The organism is Bradyrhizobium oligotrophicum (assembly GCF_051168495.1).
Classification (GTDB): Bacteria; Pseudomonadota; Alphaproteobacteria; order Rhizobiales; family Xanthobacteraceae; genus Bradyrhizobium; species Bradyrhizobium oligotrophicum_A.
In genome coordinates, this window is the sequence record NZ_JBNPVB010000012.1 from 186,094 (window position 1) to 198,041 (window position 11,948).

Annotated in this window: 11 protein-coding genes; 3 read left to right on the forward strand and 8 right to left on the reverse strand. The window is 65.8% G+C overall.

Annotated elements, in window-relative coordinates; genetic code table 11:
* Positions 1 to 62 precede the first annotated feature (62 nt).
* Both ACQR1B_RS22715 and ACQR1B_RS22720 read left to right on the forward strand, forming a co-directional pair.
* Positions 63 to 914, forward strand: a complete 852-nt coding sequence (locus ACQR1B_RS22715) for a polysaccharide deacetylase family protein (RefSeq protein WP_434833672.1) — start codon at positions 63 to 65, stop codon at positions 912 to 914.
* Between the two features lie 238 nt (positions 915 to 1,152).
* Entirely contained in the window at positions 1,153 to 2,358 is a 1,206-nt protein-coding gene (locus ACQR1B_RS22720) for a polysaccharide deacetylase family protein (RefSeq protein WP_434833671.1), read from the forward strand.
* Between the two features lie 83 nt (positions 2,359 to 2,441).
* Here ACQR1B_RS22720 and ACQR1B_RS22725 read toward each other — a convergent pair whose 3' ends face one another.
* The 4 genes from ACQR1B_RS22725 to ACQR1B_RS22740 all read right to left on the reverse strand — a co-directional run bounded on the left by ACQR1B_RS22725 (position 2,442) and on the right by ACQR1B_RS22740 (position 6,179).
* On the reverse strand, positions 2,442 to 2,816 hold the full coding sequence (locus tag ACQR1B_RS22725; protein ID WP_434833670.1) for a hypothetical protein: 375 nt from the start codon (positions 2,814 to 2,816) through the stop codon (positions 2,442 to 2,444).
* Between the two features lie 225 nt (positions 2,817 to 3,041).
* Positions 3,042 to 4,280: an NAD(P)/FAD-dependent oxidoreductase gene (locus ACQR1B_RS22730; RefSeq protein ID WP_434833669.1), complete on the reverse strand. Its 1,239-nt coding sequence runs from the start codon at positions 4,278 to 4,280 to the stop codon at positions 3,042 to 3,044.
* Positions 4,281 to 4,294: 14 nt separating this feature from the next.
* A complete protein-coding gene (locus ACQR1B_RS22735) occupies positions 4,295 to 4,645 on the reverse strand; it encodes a RidA family protein (RefSeq protein ID WP_434833668.1) in 351 nt (116 codons plus the stop codon).
* A 37-nt stretch (positions 4,646 to 4,682) separates the two neighbouring features.
* A complete protein-coding gene (locus ACQR1B_RS22740) occupies positions 4,683 to 6,179 on the reverse strand; it encodes an amidase (RefSeq protein ID WP_434833667.1) in 1,497 nt (498 codons plus the stop codon).
* Positions 6,180 to 6,386: 207 nt separating this feature from the next.
* Here ACQR1B_RS22740 and ACQR1B_RS22745 point away from each other — a divergent pair, with 207 nt between their 5' ends.
* Complete coding sequence (locus tag ACQR1B_RS22745) at positions 6,387 to 7,052, forward strand: helix-turn-helix domain-containing protein (RefSeq protein ID WP_434833666.1); 666 nt, start codon at positions 6,387 to 6,389, stop codon at positions 7,050 to 7,052.
* 422 nt (positions 7,053 to 7,474) lie between these two features.
* On the opposite strand, the gene ACQR1B_RS22750 is transcribed toward ACQR1B_RS22745, so the two are convergent.
* The 4 genes from ACQR1B_RS22750 to ACQR1B_RS22765 all read right to left on the reverse strand — a co-directional run bounded on the left by ACQR1B_RS22750 (position 7,475) and on the right by ACQR1B_RS22765 (position 11,899).
* Positions 7,475 to 8,425 carry an HNH endonuclease gene (locus tag ACQR1B_RS22750; RefSeq protein WP_434833665.1) on the reverse strand — a complete coding sequence of 317 codons (951 nt, stop codon included), beginning with the start codon at positions 8,423 to 8,425 and terminating at the stop codon, positions 7,475 to 7,477.
* 14 nt (positions 8,426 to 8,439) lie between these two features.
* Positions 8,440 to 8,649, reverse strand: a complete 210-nt coding sequence (locus tag ACQR1B_RS22755) for a hypothetical protein (RefSeq protein WP_434833664.1) — start codon at positions 8,647 to 8,649, stop codon at positions 8,440 to 8,442.
* A 796-nt stretch (positions 8,650 to 9,445) separates the two neighbouring features.
* Positions 9,446 to 10,798 carry an alpha-amylase family glycosyl hydrolase gene (locus tag ACQR1B_RS22760; protein ID WP_434833663.1) on the reverse strand — a complete coding sequence of 451 codons (1,353 nt, stop codon included), beginning with the start codon at positions 10,796 to 10,798 and terminating at the stop codon, positions 9,446 to 9,448.
* A 138-nt stretch (positions 10,799 to 10,936) separates the two neighbouring features.
* The gene (locus tag ACQR1B_RS22765; protein ID WP_434833662.1) at positions 10,937 to 11,899 is read right to left on the reverse strand and encodes an NAD-dependent epimerase/dehydratase family protein; all 963 of its coding nucleotides are present in this window, start codon (positions 11,897 to 11,899) and stop codon (positions 10,937 to 10,939) included.
* Positions 11,900 to 11,948 lie beyond the last annotated feature (49 nt).

The following is an 11,948-nucleotide window of genomic DNA, read 5'->3' on the forward strand; positions in this document are numbered from 1 at the left end:
ACTGGTCTGATTTGTGTTTTGACGCATTACATAATCGGTCACAGCGAGCGCAACGGGAAAAGATGCCTCAGCCGCGGCGGACGACAGGATGGGTAAACGCGGCCTGCGCAGCGGCTGCGCTGCTCGTGGCGCACGGCGCTTCCGCCGCACCGGCCGGCTGTCCGCGCGAGGGCACGCTCGGCACGTCGCGCGTCCTGAGCGTGGACCCGAAGCAGTACCCGCGCGTCGGCCTGAAGAGCTTCCCCGATACGCTGCCGCTGCATGACGGCGAGGTGATCCTGACGTTCGATGACGGCCCCTCGCCGCCAATGACCAACAAGGTGCTCGCCGCGCTCGCCAGCGAATGTGTGCGCGCGACGTTTTTCCTGGTCGGCAAGCCGGCCTCGGGCCGCGCGGCCCTGGTGCAGCGGATCGCCGCCGAGGGCCACACGGTCGGCCATCACAGCTTCACCCATGCACATCTCGGGCAGATCTCGCCGGAAGCTGCCGTGGAGGAGATCGATCGCGGCATTGCGGCCGACGAGAAAGCGCTCAACGGCGTCGAGACGACCACGCCGTCGACGCCCTTCTTCCGTTTCCCCTATTTCGAATCGACGCCGGCGGCGCTCGACCTGTTGCAGTCGCGCGGCATCGCCGTGTTCGGCGCCGACCTCTGGGCGAGCGACTGGAACCCGATGGCGCCGCAGCAGGAGCTGAAGCTGCTGACCAGCCGCCTCAACCAGGCGCGCAAGGGAATCATCCTGCTGCACGACCCGCAGCCGCGTACGGTCGCGATGCTGCCGGCCTTCCTGCGCTATCTCAAGGAGCATGGCTACCGCGTCGTCCATGTCGTGCCGGCCGCGCGGGGCGGACAGCCGGAACATCACAGCGAAAGCCCGGCAGAAACGGCCGCGACACCCCACGAAGGTGGTTAATCCGCCGTTCAGGCCCTGCGGCTACGCTCGCTCGACCCGCGGCACATGACTGCCCTTGCAATCCGGCAACAGCCGTGGGCAAACCGGAACCCGAACCGATGCCATGTCGCGGCGCCAGCCCATCCCTGCTATGTGTTCCCCGTCATGGGCGCAGCAGTGCGGCCGCGATATATCGTGAATAGCCGGAGCGCTTGGCCGAAAGCGTGCGGTGATGGCTGAAGGGAATGTGAGCAGCGTGATGCGTGATCATGGGTGGGCTTGCGTCGGACGGCCATCATGGCTTGCGGTTCTGCTGGGAGTTCTCGGCTGCGTCGCCTCGAGCGTCGGATCGTCCGGCGCATCGGCTGCCGATTGCCCGGGCCATCCCGACGCGCTCGGCACGTCGCGCATCCTGGTGGTCGACCCGCGTGAGCATCCGCGGCTCGGCGCGATGCAGTACAAGGAGACGCTGCCGCTACGGGATCACGAGGTGGTCATCACCTTCGACGACGGCCCGCTGCCGAAATACAGCAATCAGGTGCTGCAGATCCTCGCCGACCAATGCGTCAAGGCGACGTTCTTCACGATCGGCCGCCAGGCCAAGGCCGATCCGGAAGGCGTGCGCAAGCTCGCGGCCGCCGGCCACACCATCGGCACGCACAGCCAGAACCATCCGCTCAGATTCAACCGGATGACGCTGGACCAGGTCAAGCCGGAGGTCGATCAGGGCATCGCCTGGACCACGGCCGCGCTGACCGATCCGTCGGCGCTGTCGCCGTTCTTCCGCGTGCCCGGCCTGCTCCGCGGTGATGCCGTGGAGACCTACGCGGCGTCACTCGGCCTGCAGGTCTGGAGCGCCGATTTCCTCGCCGACGACTGGCGCAGCATTTCCGCAGCCAAGGTCCATGAGCTCGCGATCAAGCGGCTGGAGGCGCGCGGCAAGGGCATCCTGCTGCTGCACGACATCCAGGCGCGCACCGTGGCGGCACTGCCGAAGATCCTCGCCGATCTGAAGGCCAAGAACTACCGGATCGTGCACGTCGTGGCCGCGACTGCGGACCGCCCGGCAACGCCGACCGAGCCCGAGGATTGGCTCGTGCACCGGCCGTCGGACGAAACGCCCGTCGCGCATTGGCCGGCGATCACGCCCGCCAATCTGGCCGGCGCCGACACGCGCATCCGCGCAACGCTGGACGATTTCGGAATTCTCGATGTCCCGCCCACGGCGTCCCGCAGTCTGCCCCGGCCGGCCTGGCCGCGACCCCTGCCCGGCCGGCGAATGGCCACGGCGCCGGCGCTGCCGGCACCGTCCGGATCGCTGTTTGCCTGGCCGCCCGCGGCACCCTTGTCATCGCAGCGGCACCAACTGGTACGCGCCACGACTTCGCCAAAGGCCCCTGCGAAGGCCGCAGCAGCCAAGCCGGCCCAGCGCCCGCTGCGCCTCGCCAGCCTCAGGAAGCGCTGAGCGTCAGGACATCGGCGTTCGAATGCGAGACCGGCGGCCGTGTCGTTGCGCGGCCTGATGTGCGGCGCGCATCGCCTGCGCGATCAGTTGGTGACGAGCTTGCTGACGCAGAGGATGACGGCGGCGGCCAGGAAGAACAGATCCATATAGGACGTCTTCTCGCCGTCCTTGCGCAGCGAGCCGACATCGGCGACCACCTGCTTGCTGACGACCTGACCGACCGGCCCGTCGCCGAGCATGCCGGCCAGCCGGCGGACGTCGGCCTCCATCTTCTCGATCCGTCCGAAGAAATGGAACGTGCGCACCACCGTCACCGCACGCATGCCCGCATAGATCAGCACCACCAGCGCCAGCACGGCGCGGTTCTGGTAGTTCTCGATGTAGTTCAGGCTGAGATAGACCGCCGCGAGAAATACGAAGTTGGAGACGAAGCGGTAGGCTAGACCCGCAAAGTTCATCTATTCCCCCACATGAGTTCGGATCACCGGCCGACCACAGAACTCACGAAACGCGTTTCGCCCCCGCGTCCGGGTCCAACCGGCGTCACCGTAGGGCGAGCCGGCTTGCGAATTCGTGAAGCGGAATATCTTGCACCGCCGGAACGGGCGCCTTGGTAAACAAGGGCCTGCACCGGGGCGCGAGCTGCTACAGCCTGTAATTGCAGGCCTGCAGCAGCTCCCGCATCAGGCGCCGAACCGCGCCGGCGCGCAGGCCGCGACGTCCACGCTCGGCGCCTCGCCGCTCATCAGCTCGGCGAGGATGCGGCCCGTCGCCGGCCCCAGGGTGAAGCCCTGATGGCCGTGCCCGAAATGCAGCCACAGACCCTTGTGCCGCGCCGCCGGACCGACGACAGGCAGCATGTCGGGCATGCAGGGCCGCGTGCCGAGCCACGGCTCGGGCTCGACCGGCTTGCCGAGATCGATCAGCTGGCGTGCCGCGGCTTCCGCCTTGCCGAGTTGAACCGGCGTCGGCTTCGCGTCGGGCGACGACAATTCGGCGCCGGTCGTGATGCGCACGCCCTTGGCCATCGGGTTCATCAGATAGCCGAACGCGGCGTCGCGCAGCGGCAGGTCGAGCGGCGCGCCGCCGCTGTAGTGGCGATGATAGCCGCGCTTGCGCACCATCGGAATGTCGTAGCCGAACCGCTTCAGGAATTCCGGCGACCACGGCCCGAGCGCGACCACGGCCGCCTCGGCCTCGATGCGTCCTTCGGAGGTCGTTACGGCCCAGCCGCTGCCCTGTGGCGACAAGGTCGTCGCATCGCCGCGCAACAGCTTGCCGCCACGCTTGACGAACAAGTCCGCATAGGACGTGACCAGACTGCCGGGATCGGACACCGTCCACGGCTCCTGCCAATGCAGGCCGCCGATGCCGCTCTCGGTCAGGCCCGGCTCGGCCTTCGCCAGTTCGCTAGCACTGAGCAGCTTGAACTTGACGCCGAACGCCTTGCCGACCGCTTCGGCCTCTCTCGCCTCCTTGTCGAACTGCGCCTGCGTCCGGTGCAGCACGCGAAAGCCGTCGCGGCGCACGAGATTGCCGGCGCCGGCAGCCTGGATCAGCGGCTCGTGCTCGGGCGCGGCGCGGGCAATCAGTTGCGCATAGGTGCGCGTCAGCACCTCGTGGCGCGCGGGAAACGAATTCCACCAATAGCGCAGCAGCGGCTTCATGTGATACGGCAAGGCCGCGAGCCCGTAGTGCACGTCGTTGGTGCGCGCGAGCGCAATGTCGAGCACGCCGGCGAGATCGTAGGGCATCGCATAGGGCCTGACGGCCTCGCTCTGGATGATCCCGGCATTGCCGTAGCTGGTCTCGCGTCCCGGCTCGCGGCGATCGACCAGCGCCACTGACCAGCCGCGGCTCTGCAGGTGCAGCGCCGTGCCGACGCCGACCATGCCACCGCCGAGAACGATTGCGCTTCGCATCGTCATGCCTCCTGTCAGGTCCGCGCCGCCGCGACGACGGTGACCTCTAATCGAACGTCCGCGATCATCTGCGCCTGCACCGTGGTGCGCACCGGCAGTGGATCCTTGAAGTGCTTGCGATAGGCCGTGTTGTACTCAGCGAAGTCGGCCTTGTCGGCGAGATGCACCATGCAGGACACGACGTCGTCGAGCGACAGGCCCTCGCCCGCCAGCGTCTCCGAGATGTGCTTGAAGACGAGGTCGGTCTGCGCCGCGATGCCTTCCGGAATCGTGCCGTCATCGGCGACCGGCACCTCGCCGGACAGGAACACGAGGCCGCCGGCGCGGCGCACCAGCGAGAACGGCCAAGAGGATGCGTCGGACATCAATAGCTCCAGAAGATGTTGATCAGGTCGGCGCGGGTCAATCCCACGCCATGAATCCCGGCGTCTGCGCCAGCGGCGGCAGCGCGGAAAGCCTTGCGAGATCGGGCTGCGGACGGCGCAGTTCGGCATCGCTGGCGAACGCCTGTTCCAGCGCCGCGGCCACGCCGAGCACCAGCGCATCGCCGCCGCGGGGGCCTACGATCTGCAAGCCGAACGGCAGGCCGTTCTCGTCGACACCGAGCGGCAGGCTGAGCGCCGGATGCCCCGCCAGCGTCACCGCATAGGCCAGCGCCAGCCAATGGAAGTAGGACTTGGTCGGCACGCCGTCGATCTCGGCCGGATAAAGCTCCGCCCACGGCCGCGGGCTCAGCGTGATGGTCGGGCTGATCAGCACGTCGTGCTTGGCGAAGAAGCTCTGATAGGCGCGGTAGATGCGGGTCTGGTTGGCGCTGGCGCGCGAAAAATCCTCGAGACTGTAGGACAGCCCCTCCTCGACATTGGCGCGCACGTTCGGCCCGATCATCTCGGGGCGCTCGCGATAATTCTTGCCGTGCTGGGTGAGGAACAGCGAGGCGCGCAGCACCGCGAAGGTCTCGTCGGCGCCGCTGCAATCCGGCGAAGCGTCTTCGCTGCCAGCAAACAGCGGCGCGATGCGCTTGACGCGGGCGCGGAAGGCGCGGCGGATCAGTTGCTCGGTCGGCGCGAAACCAAAGTCCTCCGTGAAGGCGAGCCTGAGCTTGCCGAGATCAACCGCAGGCGGTGTGGCCCAGCGCGAAGATTCACCGCGCACCGCCTCGCCCGGCAGCGTGTAGGCCAGCGGATCGCGCGCATCGTCGCTCGCCATCACCGACAGCATCAGCGCGGTGTCGGCGACATCGCGCGCCATCGGCCCGTCGGTCGACAGGCACGACCAGCCATGCGCCCGCTTCTCGCTGGCGACGAGGCCGTAGGACGGCCGCATGCCGACGATGCCGGAGAAGCCGGCCGGATTGCGCAAGGAGCCGCCGGTGTCCGAGCCCGAGGCGAGCGGGGCCATGCCGCAGGCCAGCGCCACCGCCGAGCCGCCGGAAGAGCCGGCCGCCGAGCGCTGCGGATCGAACGGATTGCCGGTGGCGCCGAACACCGGATTGCGGGTGTTGCCGCCCGCCGCCCATTCCGGCGTGTTGGTCTTGCCGAAGATGATCGCGCCGGCCGCGCGCAACCGCGCCACCGAGGCCTGGTCGGCCACGGGCACGTTGTCGGCCAGGATCGGGCTGCCATAGGTCGAGCGCATGCCCGCGGTATCCTGGGTGTCCTTGATCAGCACCGGCAGGCCGTGCAGCGGCCCTTTGTCCGCGCCCGCCATCAGCTCGGCCTCGGCCACCTTGGCCGCGGCGCGGGCGCCCGGCTCGTCCAGGGTCACGACCGCATTCACGGCCGGATTGACCGCAGCGATCCGCGACAGGCACGAATCGAGCAACGCCACCGGCGAGATCGCCTTTGTTTTCAGGAGCTTGACCAGATCGACGGCCGTCTTGTCGCAAATCGAATCCACGGGTACTTCTCTTTCCGTTCCAGAAAACTATTTAGCATATAAGAAAGATGATGCACGACTTGAAAATGCAATGTTCCACCGCTCCTCATGCATGACCGTGAGGCGGCCGGACAGCCGATTGTAACTGCAGCCATTTCGCGCAAGATTGCCGGGCCTGCCACGGCCCGCGACCCACCCGATCCGCTAATGGATTTTCCGGAGACCCTCGTGACCGACACCGCCGTCAGCGTTTCAGCCGAAGGCCCCCATTCCCAGCTCGGCCACTGCCTCAAGGCCGCCCGGCAGGCGCGCGGGCTGACCCTGAAACAGGTGGCGGAGAAGACCGGGATGGCGCTGTCGACCCTGTCCAAGGTCGAGAACGGCCTGATGTCGCTGACCTACGACAAGCTGCTGCAGCTCACCTCCGGCCTGCAGATGGACATCGCCGAACTGTTCAGCCCGGCCGCGCCGCGGCCCGAACCGGGCCGGCCGGTGACCGCCCGCCGCAGCCTCAGCCGCGCCGGCCAGGGCCAGGTGGTCGCGACCCGCTTCTACACCTACACCTATCAATGCACCGACCTGATCGGCAAACGCATGGTGCCGATGATCACCGAGGTCCGCGCCCGCACGCTCGACGAGTTCGGCCCCCTGCTCCGCCACAGCGGCGAGGAATACTTCCTGGTGACCCGCGGCACCATCGCCGTCCACACCGAGTTCTACGCCCCCGAGATCCTCAACGAAGGGGACGGCATCTACCTCGACAGCACCATGGGCCACGCCTACCTCAACGCCGGCGAGGCAGACTCCGCCCAGGGCGTGTGTCTGTGCACGAGCGAACAGGCCGATCTGTTCGAGCAATTGCATCGGATTGCGAAGAAGGATGCGGTGGAGTGAGGGGGCGTGGCCTAGCCTTGAAGGCGAGCCATTAAATCATCATGATCCTGAATACGAACGCTGGCCAGCGGTGAGATCCAATGAGCAAGACCAACACAGCAAGCCGAGGCAGTCGACCGATAGACGAAGTGGACGAGAGTCACGAGCTAGCCGAGCGGAAACCTTCCGAACCGGAGAGCCCAGCGCCGAGCATGCCAGAGGTTGACGGAGACGCTGCGCCAATCAGGTCCACTTTGGTTGTTCGCCCGAAGCCGCGTGCGTTTGCAGACACCTTCAAGGCGTCCCGTGGCCTCGTTGATCCGAACCTGAAACTCGGATTCTGAAGTAAGCGGGTTCCATGTAGCGCTACCGTCAGACCTCGGCTGAGACCACAGTCGACGCAGATCTCACGTCAGCTGGCTCAAGCGATGGATCGCGCCCACTCAATCGCCCACATATCGCTCCGTCTGATGCCAGCGGACACTTTCAATCGATGGCTTATCCTGCTCACGAATTGGCATCTTTATCTGCTGGCCGTGCAAGCGCTTGTATTCGTTACCGTTGTTGAATACCTGCGTGATCTTGCTGCTAACGTGAAAACGCAGATCATCCGTTAAGGTCGCAAACCCCGCATCGAAAACGCTGTGAATATCCTTTCTGAGAAAGATTCCGTTCGGCAACGTATGAACCCCACCATCAGAGTACGGGCGTATATGAGCAGCCTCCAGTGCTGGGAGAACTTTTGTGTCGGACAACGCGCATTGAAAATCGTAGGCTTGCGCAATTTTTATCCGAAATGCCCCCTGTCCGAGACGAGGCGCAACCAAGCCCGGCGAACCATAGCGCGCCTGCTCGGTCGACGAAAAACCGCCCTCTCCGATCAAGCGCTTGCCACTTTGTAAATCTGCGGGGATCCTCGTTCGAGCTTCCAATTCAGCAAACAGGCTGGCGCCATGGCTTGTCTCAGTGCTGTAGACTTTCCCCGTAACAATATTTGACGACCAGTCGGAGGGAACGGGAAACCACTCGTGCGGCTCGAAGAATACCGGCGAGGTCAGGACGCGGCACCCAATCACTGTTTGCGCCGTAACTCTTTCACCATTGCGGTACCGACTGATAGTATCAATCATTTGCGCAATTGATGAACTACCATTTCGCTCTCCTAGCGACTCCCAGGCCAACTGGATTGGAACGTTGATACTGCTGGCGAGCATTCCATAGCCACCAATTCTATTCCTAGGAGATTTAAGTCGGAATACGAATAGTTGCCCCTCTTCGATGGCCTTAAAGGGCTGAGCAGTCGGCTTCCAAAAATTTACGTCTTCGAGCGGAGAGCGCGCCTTGAGAAAATCAAACCACGCGTTGTCTGTATTGGCCAAATAGAGTTCTGCCATTGTAGACTCTGCATTTAGACGTCGACCAACAAGTCGCGAGATTGATCTCGGTCTGGCGCGCCATCCGATGTTTCGTCCTTACTGGGGACACCGGAGCGATTGGACGGCCGCCGCCCCGACCGCGGCGCACCGTCCAGCGGCTGGCCGCGATCATCAAACGGATGATGCCATTTCAGCGCCGCATAGGGCGAATTGAGAATCGGCCGCTCGTAGAAGCTGGTCAATGCCCGTCCCCGCCCCTGCAATTCACTTGTCGAGCGAACAAATTAATCCATGCGTCCGATGCGTGTTTCCGTTTTTTTACCGCCGGCGTCAATCCTCAGATGGATGGCTATCCCAAGCCTGGCGTCGCTCACCCGACGGGCGACTCGATCTGCGATGCACGCCGTTTCCTTCGTCGGCCGCGGGCAAAGTCGCGATGCGCCGGGAGGCTTTTTTCATCCGACGCCTCAACCACATCACCCCTGTCCAGTCGTTTCGGCGAAAATTTTCCTATTTCTTTTTTCCGGAAGTCGTGGTTGTCTACCCTCGTCCCGCCTCGGCACGAGGGGCGTTTCGCGATCGTCACGACACGCGGGGTGGGATGCGGTGGGCGCGTCGGAGCGCAGCATGCTCGACATGCGGACGAACGTTTCCGATGCGCCGGCGAAATCGTAGGGTCCTGGCCTCCCGGTGCTGAGGCCAAGCGGATGGTGATGATGAGCCGTTCGTGACGGGGGCAAGACAGCCGGTCCCCGGGGAGAGGACGTATAAGCCGCCCAACCATCGCGCGGGGAATGCCGGGATGTCTCGGCTGAACCTGTGGTTCCTGCCGCCAGCATTTTTTGAGCTGGCGGGCCATGGGTGCGGCCAGCGCCCGGCATTCCCTGCGCCTTCGTCTTTCGAGGGCGCCCCGATTGGCAAAGCTCGGACGCCATGCGCGCCGCGAGAACGAGGCGACACGTGCTCCTGCCTGCGTCAGCGGCTCTCAGCCACCACCCCGATCCGGGAGCTGACGTTTTCCCGCATGGCAAGCGCGCATCAGGCAGCCCGACCGTCGGAGCGGCCCTCGGCGAGAACGCCCCAGCCGTGCGGGGGAATGACGATGTTCGTCATGACGCCGCGGCGAGACACTTGGATGTCGCCCGCGATCCGATCGGCCGCCGCCTCGATCACGCGTCCGACCTCCGCATCGGCGAGGTTCAGCACCACCCAGAGCCGGTTTGCGTCATCGGACATCTCGAGCACGAGGTCCGAACGCCTGATCTCGATGACCCTGCTGCGGGCGCGATGCAGCCAGGAATTTTTCCGCCGCAGGCCGATGAGCTGCTGATGCAGACGATAGGTCGGCCAGCCGTAAGGGGCCAGATCGGACGCCTTGGCGGGAAACGACGGCCTGATGGCATCGTCGCCGCCGATGCGATGCTCCTTCAGTCCATGGAAACGCTGCTCGTCGCCGGCATAGATCGAGGGCGTGCCGGCCGTCGTCATCAGGACGACGAGCGCATGGGCCAGATGACGCTCGTCGTGCAGCTGGCTCGCGATGCGGGTGACGTCGTGATTGCCGATGAACGTCTGCGGAACGAATGTGTCCAGCATCGCGTCGTGACGCTTCAAGGCCCATGCCAGCTCGAAAAAGTTGCCGTCGTTCAGCGAGCTCCAGACCGCCTTCCACAATTCGTATTGGGTGACGGCGTCGACGCCCGTCTCGCGGACGAAGCCGGCATAGTCGCCATGGATGACCTCGCCGAAGACATAGGCGTCCGGATAGTCGGCGCGAACGCGCGGCAGGACCTTGGCCCAGAATGCCCTGGGGACGGCATAGGCGGCATCGAGCCGCCAGCCGGCAACGCCGCGGCCGAGCCAATGCCGCATCACCGCCACGACGTGATCGGCGACCGCCGGGTCGTCATGGTTCAACACCGGGAGATGACGATGCCCTTCGAACGTCGCGTAGTCCGGCGGTTGTCCGTCGCCCCCACCCGCGGGCCAGTTCAATTTGAACCAGGACGCCTCCGGCGATCCGGGTCCGCCGGCAAGCGCACGCTGGAAGGCTGGGTATGCGCAGCCGACATGGTTGAAGACGCCGTCGAGAATGATGCGCAGGCCGCGCGCCCGTGCGGCCGCGACGAGCGCGTCGAAATCGTTCTCGTCGCCCAGCCGCGGGTCGATCCGAAAGTGGTCGGTGGTGTCATATCCATGCGTCGACGACGCAAAGATCGGTCCGAGCAGGACCGCAGACACGCCGAGCTCGACGGCATAGTCGAGCCAGGAGGTGAGATGGCCGAGGCGATGGGTGACGCCATCGCAGGCCTGCGCTTCGCGCTCGGCGCCGACAAATCCGAGCGGATAGACCTGCCAGACGATGGCATGTTCGATCCAGCTGCGCGTCATCGCCCATGCCTCATCCGACGTCCGCCCTCCACTTGCGCCGTTCGGGGATCGCCGCATCGCGCGATCACGGCGCGGCTGCGCAATCGTCCCTCTCGTGACTATAGTCCGTGGAGATGCGCGCCCGGGATTAAACATCGTTCAGCCAGCCGCACCCAGCGCCGCCCGCACCGCCTCATCGCGCGGCGTATGCGGCTCCGTGCCGAGCAGGCCGACGAGTTTGCGATTGTCGAGCGCGAGACTCTGCTTCCACAGCCACCGCATCTCCAGCGCCTCGCGCATGAAGCGCACGAACGGCGCGGCGAGCCAGAGCATGATCCAGGGGAACGGCTTCACCGGCAAATCGGGCCGGCCGGTGACGCGGCGGACGGCGTCGGTCATGTCGTGCCCGCTCGCATCATAGTGGCCGGCGAAATTCACCACCGTGTAGGCGGGCAGACCGGCGCCGATGTCGACGAGGCGCGCGAAGGTCTCGGCGAGATCGGGCACGAACGCCCAGGCGTGACCGATGCCGCGCTGCGTCAGGCGCTGCAGGGCCTTCGCCCGCAAACCGCCTTTCGCCAGCGCCTGCGCGAACCAGGAATTGCCGACGCCGGGACCGAAGAAGTCGCCGGCCCTGATGGCGATGACGGGCACGCCGTCGCGCGCGGCCTGTTCCAGCATCTCCTCCATCTCGAGCCGCACCTGGCCCTTGCGCGTCGTCGGCCGGCGCGGCGTGGTCTCGTTCACCAGAGCCGGCGACGCCGACGAATAGACGTACACGTTGCCCGGAAACAGGATCGTCGCGCCGGCCGCCTTTGCGGCGGCGATGGTGTTGGCGAGCATCGGCAGCGCGTCCTCGCGCCAGCGCGCATAGCCCGGCGGATTGACGCCATGAACGATCAGGCTGACGCCCTCCGCAGCGGCCCGGACCGCGGCCGCATCGCGGGCATCGCCATCGCGCCAATCGACCGCAAAGCCAGGAGCGGGCCGCGACCCCGCCGGGCGCCGCGTCAGCGCGCGGATGGCAAAGCCGCGCCGCGCCAGGGCCGCGGCGATGGCGCCGCCGATGGCCCCGGTCAGGCCGAGGACCAAGGCGGTGGGGGTGGCTGATGGGCGCGACATGGCTGATCTCCTTGCTGTTTCCAGCAATCTGGACCGGCCCGCACAAAAC

Coding starts and splice junctions, on each gene's coding strand:
- ACQR1B_RS22715 (WP_434833672.1), top strand. CDS start 63: ATGCCTCAGCCGCGGCGGACGACAGGATGGGTAAACGCGGCCTGCGCA.
- ACQR1B_RS22720 (WP_434833671.1), top strand. CDS start 1,153: ATGCGTGATCATGGGTGGGCTTGCGTCGGACGGCCATCATGGCTTGCG.
- ACQR1B_RS22725 (WP_434833670.1), bottom strand. CDS start 2,816: ATGAACTTTGCGGGTCTAGCCTACCGCTTCGTCTCCAACTTCGTATTT.
- ACQR1B_RS22730 (WP_434833669.1), bottom strand. CDS start 4,280: ATGCGAAGCGCAATCGTTCTCGGCGGTGGCATGGTCGGCGTCGGCACG.
- ACQR1B_RS22735 (WP_434833668.1), bottom strand. CDS start 4,645: ATGTCCGACGCATCCTCTTGGCCGTTCTCGCTGGTGCGCCGCGCCGGC.
- ACQR1B_RS22750 (WP_434833665.1), bottom strand. CDS start 8,425: ATGGCAGAACTCTATTTGGCCAATACAGACAACGCGTGGTTTGATTTT.
- ACQR1B_RS22760 (WP_434833663.1), bottom strand. CDS start 10,798: ATGACGCGCAGCTGGATCGAACATGCCATCGTCTGGCAGGTCTATCCG.
- ACQR1B_RS22765 (WP_434833662.1), bottom strand. CDS start 11,899: ATGTCGCGCCCATCAGCCACCCCCACCGCCTTGGTCCTCGGCCTGACC.